This is a genomic window from Priestia sp. SRI_019, from assembly GCF_057586255.1.
This window is the reverse complement of sequence record NZ_JBYCZN010000002.1, coordinates 1,231,394-1,250,224: the sequence shown is the minus strand read 5'-3', so window position 1 is coordinate 1,250,224 and position 18,831 is coordinate 1,231,394. Positions and strand designations below refer to the sequence as shown.

The window sequence follows — 18,831 nt, the reverse complement described above, 5'->3', positions numbered from 1 at the left end:
AAGAACCTTTGCAAAAGGATGGGACGAAAAAGTGACAAAAACAGCTCAAACCGTTGAAGAGTATCTTCTTTATCTTGAAGAAAAAGGCTTTCATTTAGCAGAAGATGCACGTGGATTTATTTCATTTGGTCAGCAGTATACGCGTGCAGCTGACGAGATGGTCATATTTACAATTGAATGGACACTAAAAGTACAAAAAGAATTTGACGGCAGTTTTTTTGTATCGCTCCTCGAGAATTTGACATCAAATCGTATTAGCAATCAAAAACAAGCCATTCAATATTTAAAGTCATCAGGTATGATTTAAGCAGGATTACATTCCTGCTTCTTTTTGATTAATGGCTTGTCTGGCCAGCTGATCAGCACCTGCATTTTGAGAGCTAGGGATCCACTTTATAAAAAATAACTCAAATTGACTGGACAGTTTGAGGGCTTCTTCCAGTAAAGGAGCAAACGCTTTATTTTTAACGTATTCCTGGTTCATTGCGCGGTCTACTAGCTGAGAGTCCGTTCGAAAGGATACGCTCGTATACTTTTTTTCTAAACAAATTTTTAATGCATGAAGAAGTGCATGGTACTCTGCTTCATGATTCGTCATTGTCCCAAGAGCAATAGCGTAACGATGATGTTCACCGTTTCCTTTAATTAAAATACCAGCTCCAGAAGGACCAGGGTTGCCAGCAGTGGCTCCGTCTATATAAACTTCAATCATCATACAGCCTCCTTGTTAAAACAATATAAGCTTAAACCATGTTTTTTCATCAATAGTATTGTATCATAAGTACTTCAGCTATTTTATATTAGCACGGATAAACGCTAAAATCCGCTTATTAGGTAAGAAAACTGTCATGAAAAGACATAATAGAAGATAAAATACAAAAAAGCAGAAAAAGTGTTGAATTCAAAATTGCTGATGAAAGGAATGCTCGTTATGAATTTCCAAATTGAATGGCATTATAAATCCTCGAAACATAAACAGTTAATTTTCACATCCGATTTCACAGATGCGAATGAGGCGCTAATGATTGTGGGTGATTTAGAAAAAACAGGTCGAACGAAGGAAATTTTTCTACTTGATGAGCAGCAGCAAAAATGGACTGTAAAGGAAGCGAAAAAGCTCTTACAGGAAGTACAGACAGAGCCTCACGATATTGTGGCATATTTTGACGGAGGCTATGAGCATGATACGCTCTTAGCGGGGCTTGGGGTTGTGATTTATTTTAAACAGAACAACAACTCTTACCGAATACGACGCAACTCAAGGCTGCAAGAGATTGAATCAAATAATGAGGCAGAGTATGCTGCTTTTTATTATTTAATACAAGAGCTTGAGGAACTTGGTGTTCATCATATACCGGTAACGTTTAGAGGTGACTCTCAGGTTGTATTAAATCAGCTGGCTGGGGAGTGGCCCTGTTTCGAAGAAGAGTTTAATCGGTACTTAGATCGAATAGAAGATAAAATGCAGGAACTTGGTATCCGCCCTGTATATGAGCCTATTTCAAGGAAGGAAAATGAAGAGGCCGACCAGCTTGCTACTCAAGCTCTTCAAGGGATACCAATTGCTAGCAGGAAGCAAGTGTAACACACAGAACGAAATGGAGATGAACGAGAGTGGAACGTAAACAATTATTAGAAGAAGTAACGGAGTTATTGGATTACTACTGTAGTGATTGTTTTGTAAAAAAAACGTTTAATAAAGAAAAGGGCAAAACATACGCTCAGACGTTTTGTATTAAAGAGTGTACCGTAGGAGAAAAAATTAAGCAGTATGGAGATTTGCTGACTAAAAAGTAAGCGTGTATAATTTGCCGGCAGCAGCTTCATTCTATCCATATGGAGGTGTTCTTTCAATGGATAAGTTTTCAAATGAAGAAGTAACAACAGGATATAATGATTTAAAGCAAGTAGAAGTGTCTATTCAATCTGCTCAAAAGATGATTGGGACAGCTACGATGAGTATGAGTCCTCAGCAGCTTGAGGAGGCAACGAATGCGCTTAATGATGCAAAAGCACAGCTTCAATCTGCCAAAGCTCATGGCACAGGAGTAGACGAGCAATTTCTTCAGCAGTGCATGCAGTCTATTCAAACATGTGAACAGCAGCTTACTGAGGCCAAACGCTAGGTATAACAAAAAAGAGACTCGGAAAAGAGTCTCTTTTACTATAAAATAAAAAGATCTATTTATGATAGCTTAGTGACATTAGCGGCTTGCGGACCTCTATTGCCTTCTACAATTTCAAAAGATACCTCTTGTCCTTCTTCTAAGGATTTATAACCTTCGCTTTGGATGGCAGAAAAATGTACAAATACGTCGCTGCCGCCTTCAACTTCAATAAAGCCATAGCCTTTTTCATTGTTGAACCATTTTACTTTACCATTTTGCATAACTTGAATCCCCCTAGTACTGTGCAGCCTCATGCTGCTGAAACTGGAATTATCATTTCCAATAGAGGTAAATGATTGTTTATATTATATAATAAGAAGAAATAAAATTTCAATATTAAAATTTAACTTTTCTGAAAATTAATTTTTTATTTAACGTGAACGTAGTAAACGTTAAATAAAAAAATTTCTTATGAGATGAAAAATAACTGAAAATTTAGTTTATAATAAAAGTATAGTCAGCATACTTTTAACGCGGTGATAAGGAGTGGATCGTGTATGTATCGTACACAAGTAAATGGAAAAGAAATCATTTTGTTATTTTCAACGCTCGAAGCAGCAAAGAGCCGCAGCAACCTAGAGAAAGAGCAAATTTATAAGCGCGTATTGCATTTAAATGAGCAGCTGCTAATGTTTCAAAATGGAACAAGCTTCACCATTGGCGATCCGTTAGGATTAATTGTAGCTCAAGTGAAAAAAAGTGATTTGACAACCATATATATCGAACATATCATTGATAAACAGTTTATGTATGATGGAGATGGTCATCGAGGTGAAGTAGTGTAACAAGATGACACCTATATATGAAGAAGCGTACGTAGATACTCGTACGCTTCTTCATATATAGGATTAAAAATATGTGATTTTACAAGTATTAACAGGGATAAATAACAAAGTTCAATAAATTGAAGAAGAACAGTGAAACCATGAATAGCAATCACCTTTTTAGCTAAAAAATATAGATATACATCATCTTATGTAATGAGATAGTTAAGCTTTAAAATCAATGAACGCGAGAGGTTTTATAAAGCTTAAATTGAAAAACGTGTGATTGTGACGTTAATTAGAAGTAAGGTTTGGAGGACGCTATGGAAAGTAGAAAAAAATTGGATTTACTTGCTCTTGCTTCTGTGCCACTTATCATGACCCTCGGAAATTCAATGTTAATTCCGGTGCTGCCGGTGATTGAAAAACGTCTACAGATAAGCTCGCTGCAGGTATCCATGATTATCACGGTCTACTCAATTTTCGCTATTTTTTTAATCCCGATTGCTGGTTATTTATCAGATCGATTTGGCCGCAAGAAAATTATTATTCCTAGTTTGCTGCTTGCTGCAGTAGGAGGGGCTTTAACAGGCTGGGCTTCATGGCAAATGGCCAATCCATTCTGGGTTATTTTAATTGGCCGCGCGATTCAAGGAATAGGTTCAGCAGGAGCTATGCCTGTTGTGATGCCTTGTGTAGGAGATATGTTCAAAGACGAGCAAGAAATTACAAAAGGACTAGGTTTAATTGAAACAGCTAATACGTTTGGGAAAGTACTAAGCCCAATACTGGGAGCTTTTTTAGCGGCTATGATTTGGTTTCTTCCTTTTTGGTTCATTCCTATTCTTTGCCTTATTTCGATTCTTTTAGTTATCTTTTTAGTAAAAGTTCCGAAACATGATAGTTCTTCTGAATCTGAACAAAAAAAGAAAAGTATTACGCAGTTTTTAAAGGATTTGAAGAAGACGCTCAAAGAAAATATGGGATGGCTTATGGCTATTTTTATTTTAGGCGCCATTATTATGCTTGTATTATTCGGGGTTTTATTTTATCTATCGACCATACTAGAGGAGCGTTATCATATTGTGAATACGAGAAAAGGTTTAGTAATGGCTATTCCCTTGCTCGCTTTATCTATTTCTTCTTTTGTGGCGGGGAAAAAAGTTGGCAACAATAAAATCGTTATGAAGTGGTCTGCTTTTTTTGGCTTTTTATTGTTAACATGTTCTTTCATCATTTTATTTTTTAATACGTCTCTTTTTAGTATTTTACTCACTTTAGTGCTTGGTGGAATTGGAATTGGAGCAGCTCTTCCCAGTCTTGATGCGCTTATTACAGAAGGAATTGAAAAGGAAGAGAGAGGAACCATTACGTCTCTTTACAGTTCGATGCGCTTTGTCGGAGTAGCAGCTGGACCTCCTCTTTATACATTGCTTATGAAGTGGTCGGACATGGCTGTGTTCCAAACGTCTCTAGGGGTTAGTGCAGTAGGTGCCATTTTAGTTTTAAAAGCTATCAAACCAAAACCTGAAGGCGGCGTAAAACTGAAGAAAGCTGAAGTGTGATTTTATGGAGCTGTCTTATGATAAAAGACAGCTCTTCGCTATTTAAAGACCCGTCAATATGCTTAAATTTATATTGTGTCTAGAAAAAATCCTTGAAATTTCTTATACTTCAATTTATAGACAGCAGATGCAATAGTTCTTATTTTATTGAATAAGGTGGTTTTGAATTGAGTATAAATTATCAGAAATTAAAAAGCATGGTGGATCATTATCAAATATTTGATCTTGTAGCGTATATAACAGAAGAAGTACAAAGCCTTCAACCAAAGAGCCTCGCGGGGATTATGAAAGAATGGTTAACAAACTTACAAACGGAAGAAGAGCTGTACGAGCTTATCCGCTTTTGTGATGAAGCTTTATTAAATCGTTTAAGTCGAATGTTAACGACATATGGCTATCGTCGATTTGGCTCGATTCGAATGGTGACTCTTTATTGTGATGATCTCCTACGAGAAGGCAAGATACTCGACGCTGATGATAGACTTTCTTTATTAATTTCTCAGCTGGATACGGAATCAGTTAAAGAGGAACAGCTTGAGAAAATCTATTTTTTAAAGGTAAGAATTCTTTTAGAAATGAAACAAGTGGATGAAGCTTCTAAGTGGATGAAACAAGTAACGTCACATAATCAAAAGGGTATGGCTGACCGATGGGGCTATTTTTATTTGCAGCTCAACGACAGAATGAAAGCTGAAGCCTGCCTAAAAGAAGGAACAGCATATAAGGAGAATGGAGATTTTTGCTATGCAATGCTCGCAGATCTATATGCGTATGAAGGGAAGCATAAACAATCGCTTGAAACAATTAACGAGGCTATTGTCCGCTATCCACAGCTTCCGTCTTTATATATGGATAAAGTGATGCGGTTAAAAGATTTAAAAGAGTATTCTCTTTTGCTTGAAACGATTGAATTTATCGATTCAAAGTTACCCTATCATGATTATCAAGATTTTTTTACGCTGCTGCGCGCGGACATTTATTTTGAACAGCAGCAGCAATCTCAGCTTACGCATCTGCTCTCGACCAAGCGATGCTTAAAAGATTCACCTTATCAAAAATTAATTGGAAAGAATACAGACGATAAATGCAGTACAATCAATCTTCCTATTGTACCAATTGTTCAAAAAGATAATTATTGCGTGCCAGCTAGTATGAGTATGATGTTAAGGCTTTTACATACCGAAAAAACACAGGATGAGATTGGAACGCATATTTACGGAGGGTTAGGCTCCAAATTATCAACTGCGGTGAGCTACTTTGAATCTCTTGGCTTTGCAGCGATGTTTTTTACCGGCACAGTTGAACAGTTTAAAGAACTATTAGACAAAGGGCTGCCTATTTTGGTCAGTCTGGAATTTGAACAAGCTTCCCACGTTCAAGTTGTATTTGGCTATGATGATGAACTTGAACTTTTTCATGTACAAGATGCCAATTTTCTAAGTCCAACGTATGTAGAATATAAAAATTTTGATCAGCATTACGCTAATTCGGGGTTTTTATCAATTGTTGCTTCTAAAGCGGCAGCGGATCTTGCTTCACTTTCTAAAGAGCAAGATGTGTTTATTCGTCAGCTGTATGACTTAATCGAACTAGTTGAAGCGGATGAAGAGGCACACATTAATGATCTCGTTTCTTTACTAAAAGCAAATGAGCATGTTCCATTTGCCGCTATTTACAGTATGAAGCATTTGTATAGAAAAGAGCATGAAGCCTACATTCGTACGTGTATTAACCATGTGTTAGAGAAATATAGCAATCATGATTATCTTAAGCTTCACGCTGCATATGCCTTTTTTAAACTTGACGACAGTAAGGGAGCATCTTCCTTGTTACACCACATAGATAACAAAAAGCATAGCTCTTTTTATCACTATCTTAAAGGAAGAATTGCGCTGGATGAAGAGAAGTATGATGAGGCTGTTGAAGCACTGCGCAGCTCCCTGCAATTAGACGTAGAGCAGCATTTGAACTGGAGCTATTTAGCACTTGCATATATGTACAAAGGAAACCTCGAAAAGGCTTTTGAATGCTCGACTATTTCCTTAAATATGTATGGCGATGAATCTTATACACAAATCAATCACGGACTTATTTTAATGGAGAAAGAAAGATATGCAGAAGCCAGAAATCTTTTCGACGCGTTATTAAAAGAAAACCCAAAAGATGCGCACAGCTGGTTTGAAAGAGCCCGTTGTGATGAACATTTAAAAAAGTTTCGTAAAGCTTACCGGGGATTTCAAGTAGCTAAACAGCTTTTGCCGACTGTTCCTTATCCATATCTTTCGATAGCTGATTTGCTACAATATCAACTAGAAAAAACAGACGAAGCTGAAAGCTATCTCAAAGAAGGCATGAAGCATCTCCCAAGCGACATGACAATTCGAGGAAGACTAGGCGATTTATACGTCGCGAATCAAAGGTACGAAGAAGCTATTGCTCTGTATAAAGAAGGCTTAAAAATAGAAGAAGATGCCCTTATGTATTTGGGCTTATCTTATGCGTATCTAGAAACAGGTGAACATTTAACGGCCGTTGATACGCTCACGCTTATTGCGCAGAAGTTTTCATCGAACAGCGATGTCCTGTTGGATGCAGGCAGCATGCTTTTGGATGCAGCAAAAGAGAAGAATCTAGACGACCAAACGATAGAGTTTGGATTTGCTCTTTATGAAGAAGGAATTCATTTTGCTCAAACAGCACTAGATGAAGTGTTAGAAGCATATACGAGTTATTTAGAAGACACGGCTTTACTGACTCGTGGAATTAAGTTTTTAACCGCAGAACATCAAGAGCACCCCGATGAGATTTTGTACATGTGCTACTTAGGCATATTATACGAACAAGCCAAGCAGCTAACAAAAAGTGAGAAACTTTATCAACAAGCGCTTCGTATCAAGCAAGATGCTTTGCCATATTATCGGTTAGGTGAAATATATCAATCAATGAATCGCATCACTGAAGCAAAAGAGGCCTTCCAAAAATGCTTAACTCTTGATAAAACATTTGAAGCCGCTTGTATGAAGCTTGCCGAAACGGCTTGTGAAGAACAAAATCGAACGGCTGAAAGGAATTGGCTCCTTCAATGGATACAGCTGAATCCTATGGAAATAAAAGTTGAGCACGCAGCTTCACTTTGTGAAACAGAGAAAGAGTATGAAGAGCTGTTAGAGGTATTAAAAAGCGTAGAGGAAATTGTGCTTCCCCAATGGCTGGCTGACAGCCAGGCTCATGTGTATCGCCTAAAAGGAGACATTTCACAGGCTGAAACGTATTTAGAGAAGGCGCTTGAACTAGATCCACAGAATCCTGCTATTCGCCATCATCAGGCAAAATGGCTCATCATGGAGAAGAGATATGAAGAAGCTAGAAAAATTCTTACAGAGTTACTAAGTGAGGATCCGGAAGATTACGCTCTATTTCAAACGTTCATGTCTAGCTTTCCAAATGGAAAAAAACTGTCCGGGCTTACGGCAGATTTAAAAAAGATAAAAATGGAAAAACAAAGCAAAAGCTTGTTATTTAAAAACGCAGCCGAGGCTTTAAATGAGTATGCCGATTCGATCGTAGAAGAGCAGAAAGGATCTATTTTCAAACGAAGCTTAGCAAAGTTCAAAGCAAAAGCAAAAACGGTTACGCTGCTTGGCTTAACGATTGAACTGTATGAACTTGCTATAAAAACGGATCGGAATAATAAAGAGGCTGTGCATGCATTTGCGGCTTTTTACGAGGAGAAAGGATTAATTGAAGATAGCATCACCGTGCTGAAAAAATCGCTGCATCAAAGCTGGGATTTTGATGTTGCCTATCATTTAGCCAATATACTCGTTAACATCCATGAAAATGAACAGGCTGCACATGAAGCGCTAAACTTAGTTCAAAAACTTCTTGAACAGCAGCCATATCATATAGATTTGCAGATATACCGAGCATTTATTTTGAGTAGCCTTGAAGAGGTAGAAAAATCGGAGGCAGCTTTTCAAGAATTACTTCAGCAGGAGATTTATCAGCCTGACATATATGCAGGACTAGCAAAACTGTATAATAAAACGGAACGTTATCATGAAACTGTTCAGCTTCTTCAAAAAGCAATTGAACAGCGTCAAGAGTATGAAGGGATGTATGCCGATTTAGGTATCGCGTATCATTTAGAAGGTGAAACGGAAGCAGCAGCTTCGCTTATGATAACCAGAGTAGAAAGTGGAGACGAAGATCTTTTTATTCGCTATAACTTGGCATGCTATCTAGCTGTTCTTGGAAAAACTGCTTCTGCTCAGGAAGAGTTGGATTATGTTTTAGCGCACGATGAAACGGGAGAATTTTATGAAATGGCTATGGAAGACGATGAACTGAAAGGATTAACGGTAAGAAGGTAAAAAAAAGAAGCTGGGTTTCAGCTTCTTTTTTTATCCCTCTTTTGCACCTTGTCTGTTCAAAGAAATGGATTCGGAAATTTCCAGTGCAAGAATGATAATGGTACCAAGAACTAATCCGTTGCTTAAAAACGTAGTAACTAAAGGAGGCAGTGTTGAAAAAGCTTGAGAAGGCAAAAACATAACCCCTATCCCCGACAGCAACGCAATACCGGCTTTTTTCATTGCTTTTTCGGGCTGTTTGGCATGCTTGAATTCTCCAATTCCAAGAGCCATCATACCTGTAAAAACAGGAAAGATTGCCGCGTATCCGACGGCAGGAGGAAGAGCGGACATAATGGACGTTAAAGGAGTAAAGATACTCAGAAAAAGCAAAAGACACGATGCTACAATAAAAGGAACTCGGCTATAAAGATTTGTAGCTGAAATAAATCCACCGGAACCTGAAATAGGAACGGCACCGACACCTGAAAACAATCCTCCAAGCAGCTGACTTATACCCGAAACCATCCCGGAACGCTTAATATTGTCTTTTTCAATTTTTTCTCCTTTTTGTTTATAAACAGACTCAACAACACGAATAGAAGCGAGCATGTTTGTAATTAAAATGAGCGTCACAAAAAAAGCAGTAACAACCATATTCCATTCAACGCGAGGAGCCCCAAATACGAACACTTTAGGTATGTAAAATAACTGCGCCTGAAACTCGATAGGTTTAGCTAACCCTAGCATTGCAAATACTCCCCAGCCTACACCAATACTAATAATAATGCTGAGCTTATTTAACGTCCGGTGCGATAATAAATAAAAAGTCAGCAGCAAAATCGCAGCTGAAGCCAGCGCAATTGGAAGTTTAATAGCTGAATTCGTTTCTGTAATGCCAAACATTCCTTTTAAAAAGGAACCGCTGAGCTGCGTCACTAATAAAATTAAATATGTACCGGTAACTGTCGGGGTAAAGTATTTTGCTAGTTTATCAATGAGACCAAGCAGGCTCATTAAAATAGCAATTATCCCGCTTATAAGGAGGGTAAACTGCAGCACGCGGAGCGTTTCAGAGTGAGAACCAAACAGAACGGTTCCAAGACTCGCATACAGAGAAAAGACGCCCCACCAAACGCCAGCTGGCCCTTCCATGATTGGGTATTTATGCCCTATAAATACCTGTAAGAGCCCGGATAAAGCTAAAATAAATAACGTTCGCTGTAAAAATTGAATAGAATCCGCTGCGTTTAAATGAAACTGAGAAGCAATTACAATAGGAACAATCATACTATTAGAAATCATAAATAAAAACCATTGTAGTGAAGCAATGGAAACTCGAAACATTCTTAACACCTCAATTAATGCCGACGAGCGGCTGAATGAACCAACAGGCTGCTCTATTATTTTACCATGGGATTTCCAATTTGTAAGCGATATCTTGTTAAAAGGAAGATGAGTAAAGTGTCAAAAAATTCAATATATTGTTGTAAAAAGAAGAAAGATAATTTATAATTTTCTTACAATTATAAATTATAAACATAAGAATAATTTATAATGAACTGACTAACAGTCAAGAAAGGAGGAGGAATAAGACAAATGAAACTATACCTGTCGATTGATATGGAAGGAATTACGGGACTCGTCGATCACACAAATGTTCTGCGACAGAAAGAAAATTATGAAAGAAGCCGCAAAATAATGACGGATGAAGCAAATGCAGTAATTTATGCAGGATTTAGAGAAAAGTGCTCAGAAGTTGTGGCAAATGACAGCCATTCGAGTATGAATAATCTCCTTGTTGAACGGCTTCATCCAGAAACTCAGCTTATTTCAGGGAGCGTAAAACCATATTCAATGGTACAGGGATTAGATCAGACTTTTGATGGTGCTATGTTTCTAGGGTATCATGCTAAAGCATCCATGCCTGGTGTCATGTCTCATTCGATGATATTTGGTGCTCGCAATATGTACATAGACGATACGAATATTGGAGAGTTAGGCTTCAACGCATACGTCGCAGGCTATTACGGCGTGCCAGTTTTAATGGTAGCCGGTGATGACCAAACGGCGCTGGAAGCACAGCAGCTTATTCCAAACGTGACGACTGCTATCGTCAAACAGGCCATTTCACGTTCTGCAGCCAAAACATTAACCCCTAAGAAAGCAGAACAATTACTTCAAGAAAAAACAGCCGCAGCTATTCAAAACAAACACCTTGTTAAACCTTTAATTCCACCTAAACATCCAACCTTACGAATAGAATTTGCAAATTACGGTCAAGCAGAGTGGGCACATTTAATGCCGGGAACAGAAATTGAGCCTGGAACGACGACCGTTCGGTTTCAAGCAAAAGATATTTTAGAAGCTTATCAGGCCATGCTTGTGATGACTGAATTAGCTACGCGCACAACATTCTGTTAGAAGGTGGGATAAAGGTGAAAAGTTATATTTTGAAACGATTTTTATCCATGCTCGTTACGCTGTGGGTAATTGTGACCTTAACCTTCTTTTTAATGCACTCGATTCCTGGATCTCCATTTAATGAAGAACGAGCGACAAGCGATGCAGTTCAAAAAAACCTGGAATCATTTTATCACTTAGATGAGCCGCTAGCTGTGCAATATATTCTTTATTTAAAATCCATTGTTACTTTTGACTTTGGTCCTTCCATTAAACAGCCGTCTCAAACGGTTAACGACCTTTTAGGAAGAGGGTTTCCCGTGTCATTTGAACTTGGAATGGTGACGTTAATTCTTGCGGTGATTTCAGGTATTACACTAGGCATTATCGCTGCTCTTAGAAGGAATGGAATAATTGATTACATGGCGATGAGCATAGCAGTTATCGGATTGTCGGTTCCAAATTTTGTTATGGCCACGTTGTTAATTCAACAGCTTTCTGTTAATTTGAAAATTTTACCTGCTGCTACGTGGACGAGCCCTTTACATATGATTCTTCCGACTCTAGCTCTTGCCACAGGTCCTATGGCTATTATTGCACGTTTGACTCGCTCAAGCATGATAGAAGTACTAACGCAAGATTATATTCGAACAGCGCGTGCAAAAGGGCTTTCGCCAGTAAAAATTGTATTTAAGCATGCGCTTAGAAATGCTTTAATGCCCGTTATAACAGTCCTTGGAACGATTGCAGCCAGCGTATTAACCGGCACATTTGTTATTGAACAAATCTTTGCTATTCCTGGCATGGGAAAATATTTTGTGGACAGTATTAATACGAGAGACTACCCGGTAATTATGGGCACGACGGTCTTTTACAGTTCGATTCTCATCATTATGCTTTTTTTGGTAGACATTGCTTACGGAATACTTGATCCACGAATCAAACTGTATAAGAAGGAGGGATAATGTGCTGGAAAAACAGGAGTATAAGCAAATTCCTGATGAGTGGTTTGTGCCAAAGAAAAAAAAGAAGTCTGAAGCTGAAGCAGTTGTAAGGCCGAGTCTTTCTTATTGGCATGATGCTTGGCGCAGGCTTGTAAAAAACAAGTTAGCCATGCTGGGCCTCTTTTTTTTAGTCATTCTCGTTGTGATGGCTATATTCGGCCCTATGTTTTCACCCTACAGTGTAACGAAAGCTTCTTTTACAGAGCAAAACCTTCCTCCTTCGGCTAGTCATTGGTTTGGAACGGATGACTTAGGAAGAGATATGTACACTCGAACATGGTACGGGGCTAGAATTTCTTTATTTGTAGGGCTGATGGCAGCGCTTATTGATTTTATCATCGGTGTCATTTACGGGGGATTCTCAGGCTATAAAGGCGGAAAAACAGATAATGTCATGATGCGCGTAATTGAAATTTTATATGGTCTTCCTTATTTATTAGTCGTGATTTTACTAATGGTAGTCATGGGCCCCGGGCTTTCTACGATTATTGTGGCACTTTCCGTTACAGGTTGGATCGGGATGGCGAGAATTGTACGGGGGCAAGTATTGCAAATAAAAAACTATGAATACGTGCTTGCATCCAAAACGTTTGGAACAAAAACTAGTCGTATCATTAAGCGAAACCTGCTTCCAAATACGATGGGGCCAATTATCGTTCAAATGACACTAACCGTGCCAACTGCCATTTTTGCTGAAGCTTTTTTAAGTTTTTTAGGGCTGGGTGTACAGGCTCCTTATGCCAGCTGGGGAGTAATGGCAAACGATGGTTTATCAACGATTCTATCAGGCTATTGGTGGCGTTTATTTTTTCCCGCTTTTTTTATTTCTCTTACTATGTTTGCTTTTAATGTCCTTGGAGACGGACTGCAAGATGCACTTGATCCGAAATTAAGGAGGTAAGCAAATGGAAAAAATGATCCAAATCAAAAACTTACACGTACAGTTTTCAACTTACGGAGGGCGAGTTCAAGCTGTAAGAGGCGTTAGTTTTGATTTACATAAAGGAGAAACACTAGCGATTGTCGGAGAGTCAGGGTGCGGAAAAAGCGTAACATCTCAAAGTATTATGAGGTTAATTCCGACACCTCCGGGCAGGATCACAAGCGGATCTATTTTATTTAAAGGCCAGGATTTAACGAAACTATCAGAAAAGAAAATGCGAGACATTCGAGGCGCTGATATTTCGATGATTTTTCAGGATCCTATGACTGCGCTTAATCCAACTCTTCGCGTAGGTGAGCAAATTTCAGAAAATATTATGCAACATGAAAACATCTCGAAAGAAAAAGCCAAACAAAAAGCATTTGAAATGCTGGAGCTAGTCGGAATTCCAAATCCTAAAGAACGCCTAAAGCAATATCCTCATGAATTTAGCGGGGGAATGAGACAGCGTATTGTCATTGCAATGGCTCTTGTGTGCAATCCCGAAGTGCTAATTGCTGATGAACCTACCACAGCCCTTGACGTCACGATACAAGCGCAGATTTTAGAATTGTTTAAGGATATTCAGCAGAAAACGGATGTCTCCATTGTTTTAATTACCCATGATTTAGGAGTAGTTGCTCAGGTAGCTGACCGTGTTGCCGTAATGTATGCAGGGAAAATTGTAGAAATTGGAACAAGAAGAGACATCTTTTATACGCCGCAGCATCCGTATACAAAAGGATTGCTGCGTTCAGTTCCTCGGTTAGATTTATATGAAAGTGAGCTTGTGCCTATTGCAGGATCACCTCCCGATTTATTTGCACCTCCATCCGGATGTTCGTTCGCACCTCGCTGTCCTTACGTAATGGAAGTGTGTGATCGCATGTATCCTGTATCGACAAAGCTGAAAGAGAGTCACCAAGTGCACTGCTGGCTTCAAGATGAGAGAGCCCAAAAATTTGTAACAACTATAAGCTAGATTTATAGATGAATAGAGAACTTATGAAAGAGGGGGAAATGATGAAAAAAATAGGGTCTTTACTAATGATGTGTGTACTTATATTTGCACTTGCTGCCTGTACGGCCACAAAAGATTCCGGCGCGGAGCCAGAAAAGAAGAGCAGTACAGCAAAAGATGAGGGTAAGGTCCTTTATATGAATAATGGCGCAGAACCTACGTCTTTTGATCCACCTATTGGATTTGATTCATATTCATGGAATATGCTTAATAACTTAATGGAAGGGCTGACTCGTTTAGGAAAAAGCGATGAGCCTGAAGGAGCAATGGCCGAGAAATGGGATATCTCTGAGGACAAAAAGGTCTATACGTTTCATTTACGAAAAAATGCTAAATGGTCAAATGGAGATGACGTGAAAGCAAGTGATTTTGTATTTGCTTGGAAGAGGCTGTTAGACCCTAAGACTGGTTCACCAGCGGCATTTTTAGGTTACTTCATCCAAGGTGGAGAAGAATTTAATACGGGTAAAGGCAGTGCTGATCAAGTAGGGGTAAAAGCGCTAGATGACAAAACCTTTGAAGTTACGCTTAAAAGTCCTCAAGCCTATTTCTTAAGCGTAGTTTCCAATCCAGCGTTCTTCCCAATTAATGAAAAAGTAGCAACAAAAAATCCGAAATGGTTTGCAGAAGCAGATTCGTTTGTTGCTAATGGTCCCTTCAAATTAACTCAATGGAAGCATAACAGTAATCTAGTCATGGAAAGAAACGATCAGTACTGGGATGCTGAAAATGTAAAGCTCGACAAGGTAAAATGGGCAATTGTTGAAAATACAAACACAGAATATCAAATGTATCAAAATGGAGAACTAGATGTTTCTGAAATTCCATCGGATTTAAGTGAAAAGCTGTTGAAAGATGGAGATGTTCATATCGAAGACCAAGCGGGAACTTACTTCTACCGCTTTAACTTAGATAAAGAGCCCTTTCAAAACAAAAATATCCGTAAAGCATTTGCAATGGCTGTAGATCAAGATCAAATTGTTAATTTTGTTACAAAGAATAAAGAAAAACCAGCTCGCGGGTTCGTATCTTACGGATTTAAAGATGCAGATAGAAAAGATTTCCGTAAAACGGGCGGCGACTTATTAAAAACAGATGACAAAGAAGCAAAAGCACTTCTGAAAAAAGGAATGAAAGAAGAAGGATATAAAAAGCTGCCAGCTATTACGCTAACATATAGTACAGACGATACGCATAAAAAAATAGCAGAAGCACTGCAGCAAATGTTCAAAGAAAATCTAGGCGTAGATGTGAAGCTTGCCAATATGGAATGGAATGTTTTCCAAGAAGAACAAAAAGCGTTAAAGTTTCAGCTGTCACGAAGTTCATTTTTAGCTGATTATGCAGATCCAATTAACTTTTTAGAGAGCTTCCAGACGGGTCATTCAATGAACCGTACAGCTTGGAGCAATAAAGAATATGATGAGTTAATTAAACAAGCTATGAACGAAACGGATAATAAAAAACGTTTTGAGCTTATGTATAAAGCAGAAGGTATTTTATTTGATGAGGTGCCGATCATTCCTATCCATTTCTACAACTATGTGTTTTTAATAAAAGATAACGTATCTGGAATTGTTCGTCATCCTGTTGGCTATTTAGATTTGAAGTGGGCAGATAAACAGTAAAGTGGAACTTTTCGTCAGAGGGGATTTCAATTCCCTTCTGACCCAAGTTTCACTTTCTTCATTTCTTTACAGAAAAGGAGTGTAACAAATGATCAAACCAAAACGATTAAAAAAAGGTGATACAGTAGCTGTTATTGCACCGGCTAGTCCGCCTAATCAGCATAATCTAAAACAAGGAATAGAATATTTAAAGGAAATAGGATTAAACGTCGTAACGGGTGCGCATTTATATAAAAAAAACGGGTACTTGGCAGGGACTGATGAACAGCGAGCAGCAGATATACATGCGATGTTTGCCAATAAGGCAGTAAAGGCAATTATCTGTGCATGCGGCGGGTACGGGACTGCTAGGCTTGCCTCGCAATTAAACTACGATTTAATTAAGCGAAACCCAAAGATTTTTTGGGGATATAGCGATATTACATTTTTACATACGGCTATTCATCAGCGCACAGGTTTGGTTACCTTTCATGGGCCAATGCTTTCGTCGGATATCGGAAAAGAAGATGTTCATATAGAGACGAAGCAAGCTTTTTATCAATTATTTTCTCACCGTTCTTTTTGCTATACGGATCAAATTAGTTCGCTCGACACTATTTGTGAAGGAGAAGCAACTGGTCAGCTGATAGGAGGAAATCTTACTTTACTGGTAAGCACGCTTGGCACACCATTTGAACTAGATACAAAAAATCGAATTTTATTTATTGAGGATATTGATGAAGAGCCGTATGAAATTGACCGCATGATGACACAGCTGTATATGGCCAATAAACTGCAGGATGCAGCGGGAATTATTATCGGGGATTTTCATAACTGCTATCCTAAAAAACGTACGGAGTCGCTTTCATTAGAAATGGCATTAACAAGTTACCTGACTTCTTTAAAAAAGCCTGTTATGAAAGGGTTTCGCATCGGGCATTGCTCTCCTCAAACAGCTGTGGCGATTGGAAGCTATGCTACAATGTCGACTTATGAACGAATGGTGGAATTTGAATCCGGTATTACATTACCAAAAGATAAAGTCGAACGCTGAAGGTTAAACCTGGAGGGAGGATAAATAAGTGATGGATAAAAAAGCGTATTACGTTTGTGTGGCCGTAGCGACTGTTTGGACTTCTTATGAATCTAGCAGAGAAATAGATGACAATGCAACAAGTTTCCCAGTAAAACTGGATAAATGGCTAGAACAATTAACGTATACACGCCGGTTGGAGCTTTGTGAGAAAAATTTAGTTCAAACGCAGCTGTTACTAGGAGAAGAAGTATATGTAACGGAAATAAAAGGTAAATGGGCAAAAATCGTTATTCCTTCTCAGTTTTCTTCTAAAGATGAAAGAGGATATCCCGGGTGGGTTCCTTTCCACCAACTGATTTCTCAAGCTGAATATTTTCCATTGAATAAACCAACGGCAGTGGTATCAGCAACGATTGCGACCCTGCACCTAGCGGAAGAAGCCTTGCAAATTAGTTATCAAACGCAGCTGCCTCTTTTAAAAGAAGATAAAGAATGGCTAGAAGTTCAAACGCCGATTGGCAGTGGGAGAATAAAACGTCAAGATGCTGTTGTAATAGAGGATAGAAACCGTAAAGTAAAAGGAACTGGGGATATGATTATTGCAGCGGGAGAACAGTTTTTGAATCTTCCATATTTATGGGGGGGCATGAGTGCCTGGGGATATGATTGTTCCGGGTTTGCCTATGCTACTCATAAAGCAAACGGATATCTTATTCCAAGAGATGCAACCGATCAAGCAAGGCAAGGAAAAGAAGTAGGATTAGCCTCTATTCAACCTGGAGATTTGCTGTTTTTCGCTCATGAAAAAGGTGAAGGATCTATCCACCATGTTGGTATTTATTATGGTAAAGGAAAAATGCTTCATTCACCTAAAACAGGTAAAACCGTTGAACTGATCGAATTAAAAGGAACGCTTTATGAAGAAGAGCTGTGCGCAGCCCGGCGCTATTATTAGGAGGTGGCAGTTATGACAACGAAGCATTTGTTAGAAGTAAAGCAGCTGAGCAAATATTTTTCGATTACGAATAAGCAGGTTTTGAAAGCAGTAGACGGCGTGTCTTTTCATATTTCAAAAGGAGAAACCTTTGGACTTGTTGGTGAATCCGGCTGCGGAAAATCAACTGCCGGACGAACAATCATTGGGTTGTATAACCGTACATCAGGAGAGGTGCTTTATAAAGGGAAAAACGTGCATGAGCTATCAGAGAAAGAAAAATTTGCTTTTCATCGTAATATGCAAATGATTTTTCAAGATCCATATGCTTCACTAAACCCTCGTTCTACCGTGAAGGAGATTATCTCAGAACCAATGGAGGTTCACGGACTTTATTCGAATAAAAAAGAGATGCTGAACCGCGTGTATGAGCTGCTAGAAGATGTCGGGCTAAACCGTGATCATGCCAATCGCTATCCACATGAATTCAGCGGCGGACAGCGCCAGCGTATAGGGATTGCGAGAGCTTTAGCACTAAATCCAGAATGCATTATTGCAGACGAGCCTATTTCTGCTTTAGATGTGTCTGTACAGGCTCAAGTAGTTAATTTATTAAAAAAACTCCAAAAAGAAAAAGGGTTAACTTATTTATTTATTGCACATGACTTGTCGATGGTAAAGCATATAAGCAATCGTATTGGAGTTATGTATTTAGGGCATTTAGTAGAATTAACAACAAGTTCGGAGCTGTATCAAAAACCGCTTCACCCTTACACTCAAGCTCTACTGTCAGCTATTCCTATCCCTGATCCTGACGTTGAGGATAATCGGAAGCGGATTGTTCTTAAAGGAGAATTACCGAGTCCAATTAATCCGCCCTCTGGCTGCGTGTTTAATACGCGCTGTCCTCTTGCAGTAGCAGCCTGTAAGACTCAAAAGCCAGAGTGGCAGGAAGTTGAAGACAATCACTTTGTAGCCTGTCACTTATACAATCAAAAGATAATGAGTAACAACTATATGGAAACAGCTGCGACAAAATGATGGAAAGAGCGAGA

Annotated in this window: 18 protein-coding genes; 15 read left to right on the top strand and 3 right to left on the bottom strand. The window is 38.8% G+C overall.

Going from position 1 to position 18,831, the window contains the following annotated elements; genetic code table 11:
- Positions 1-31 precede the first annotated feature (31 nt).
- Entirely contained in the window at positions 32-307 is a 276-nt protein-coding gene (locus AC2YJL_RS16590; protein ID WP_013082383.1) for a DUF6123 family protein, read from the top strand.
- 6 nt (positions 308-313) lie between these two features.
- Here AC2YJL_RS16590 and AC2YJL_RS16585 read toward each other — a convergent pair whose 3' ends face one another.
- A complete protein-coding gene (locus AC2YJL_RS16585; protein ID WP_016763502.1) occupies positions 314-712 on the bottom strand; it encodes a reverse transcriptase-like protein in 399 nt (132 codons plus the stop codon).
- A gap of 219 nt (positions 713-931) precedes the next feature.
- Here AC2YJL_RS16585 and AC2YJL_RS16580 point away from each other — a divergent pair, with 219 nt between their 5' ends.
- The 3 genes from AC2YJL_RS16580 to AC2YJL_RS16570 are packed head-to-tail and all read left to right on the top strand — an operon-like array spanning position 932 to position 2,126.
- Positions 932-1,585: a ribonuclease H family protein gene (locus AC2YJL_RS16580; RefSeq protein ID WP_016763503.1), complete on the top strand. Its 654-nt coding sequence runs from the start codon at positions 932-934 to the stop codon at positions 1,583-1,585.
- A 29-nt stretch (positions 1,586-1,614) separates the two neighbouring features.
- Complete coding sequence (locus tag AC2YJL_RS16575) at positions 1,615-1,797, top strand: zinc-finger domain-containing protein (RefSeq protein WP_013056173.1); 183 nt, start codon at positions 1,615-1,617, stop codon at positions 1,795-1,797.
- A 56-nt stretch (positions 1,798-1,853) separates the two neighbouring features.
- Positions 1,854-2,126, top strand: a complete 273-nt coding sequence (locus AC2YJL_RS16570) for a DUF2564 family protein (protein WP_013056174.1) — start codon at positions 1,854-1,856, stop codon at positions 2,124-2,126.
- 59 nt (positions 2,127-2,185) lie between these two features.
- Here AC2YJL_RS16570 and cspD read toward each other — a convergent pair whose 3' ends face one another.
- On the bottom strand, positions 2,186-2,389 hold the full coding sequence (gene cspD, locus AC2YJL_RS16565) for a cold-shock protein CspD (RefSeq protein ID WP_013056175.1): 204 nt from the start codon (positions 2,387-2,389) through the stop codon (positions 2,186-2,188).
- Positions 2,390-2,665: 276 nt separating this feature from the next.
- Here cspD and AC2YJL_RS16560 point away from each other — a divergent pair, with 276 nt between their 5' ends.
- The 3 genes from AC2YJL_RS16560 to AC2YJL_RS16550 all read left to right on the top strand — a co-directional run bounded on the left by AC2YJL_RS16560 (position 2,666) and on the right by AC2YJL_RS16550 (position 8,870).
- Positions 2,666-2,953 carry a hypothetical protein gene (locus AC2YJL_RS16560; protein ID WP_013056176.1) on the top strand — a complete coding sequence of 96 codons (288 nt, stop codon included), beginning with the start codon at positions 2,666-2,668 and terminating at the stop codon, positions 2,951-2,953.
- Between the two features lie 302 nt (positions 2,954-3,255).
- Positions 3,256-4,497 carry a bacillibactin exporter BcbE gene (gene bcbE / locus AC2YJL_RS16555; protein ID WP_230932113.1) on the top strand — a complete coding sequence of 414 codons (1,242 nt, stop codon included), beginning with the start codon at positions 3,256-3,258 and terminating at the stop codon, positions 4,495-4,497.
- A 167-nt stretch (positions 4,498-4,664) separates the two neighbouring features.
- The gene (locus AC2YJL_RS16550; protein WP_251567714.1) at positions 4,665-8,870 is read left to right on the top strand and encodes a tetratricopeptide repeat protein; all 4,206 of its coding nucleotides are present in this window, start codon (positions 4,665-4,667) and stop codon (positions 8,868-8,870) included.
- A gap of 30 nt (positions 8,871-8,900) precedes the next feature.
- Here the strand turns inward: AC2YJL_RS16550 and AC2YJL_RS16545 are convergent, their stop codons facing one another.
- A complete protein-coding gene (locus AC2YJL_RS16545) occupies positions 8,901-10,196 on the bottom strand; it encodes a purine/pyrimidine permease (RefSeq protein ID WP_050690748.1) in 1,296 nt (431 codons plus the stop codon).
- Between the two features lie 252 nt (positions 10,197-10,448).
- Between AC2YJL_RS16545 and AC2YJL_RS16540 the strand changes: the two genes are divergently transcribed.
- The 8 genes from AC2YJL_RS16540 (at position 10,449) to AC2YJL_RS16505 (ending at position 18,817) form a co-directional block, all read left to right on the top strand.
- Positions 10,449-11,273: a M55 family metallopeptidase gene (locus tag AC2YJL_RS16540; RefSeq protein WP_230932116.1), complete on the top strand. Its 825-nt coding sequence runs from the start codon at positions 10,449-10,451 to the stop codon at positions 11,271-11,273.
- A gap of 14 nt (positions 11,274-11,287) precedes the next feature.
- The gene (locus tag AC2YJL_RS16535) at positions 11,288-12,217 is read left to right on the top strand and encodes an ABC transporter permease (RefSeq protein ID WP_013056182.1); all 930 of its coding nucleotides are present in this window, start codon (positions 11,288-11,290) and stop codon (positions 12,215-12,217) included.
- Position 12,218: 1 nt separating this feature from the next.
- On the top strand, positions 12,219-13,157 hold the full coding sequence (locus AC2YJL_RS16530) for an ABC transporter permease (RefSeq protein WP_013056183.1): 939 nt from the start codon (positions 12,219-12,221) through the stop codon (positions 13,155-13,157).
- Positions 13,158-13,161: 4 nt separating this feature from the next.
- On the top strand, positions 13,162-14,160 hold the full coding sequence (locus AC2YJL_RS16525) for an ABC transporter ATP-binding protein (protein ID WP_153253500.1): 999 nt from the start codon (positions 13,162-13,164) through the stop codon (positions 14,158-14,160).
- A gap of 23 nt (positions 14,161-14,183) precedes the next feature.
- The gene (locus AC2YJL_RS16520) at positions 14,184-15,827 is read left to right on the top strand and encodes a peptide ABC transporter substrate-binding protein (protein WP_407819227.1); all 1,644 of its coding nucleotides are present in this window, start codon (positions 14,184-14,186) and stop codon (positions 15,825-15,827) included.
- A gap of 88 nt (positions 15,828-15,915) precedes the next feature.
- The gene (locus tag AC2YJL_RS16515) at positions 15,916-16,860 is read left to right on the top strand and encodes a S66 peptidase family protein (RefSeq protein WP_369360876.1); all 945 of its coding nucleotides are present in this window, start codon (positions 15,916-15,918) and stop codon (positions 16,858-16,860) included.
- Positions 16,861-16,891: 31 nt separating this feature from the next.
- Positions 16,892-17,797, top strand: coding sequence for a C40 family peptidase (locus AC2YJL_RS16510; protein ID WP_230932175.1), 906 nt, complete (start codon positions 16,892-16,894; stop codon positions 17,795-17,797).
- Between the two features lie 12 nt (positions 17,798-17,809).
- Positions 17,810-18,817, top strand: coding sequence for an ABC transporter ATP-binding protein (locus AC2YJL_RS16505; RefSeq protein ID WP_102813280.1), 1,008 nt, complete (start codon positions 17,810-17,812; stop codon positions 18,815-18,817).
- Positions 18,818-18,831 lie beyond the last annotated feature (14 nt).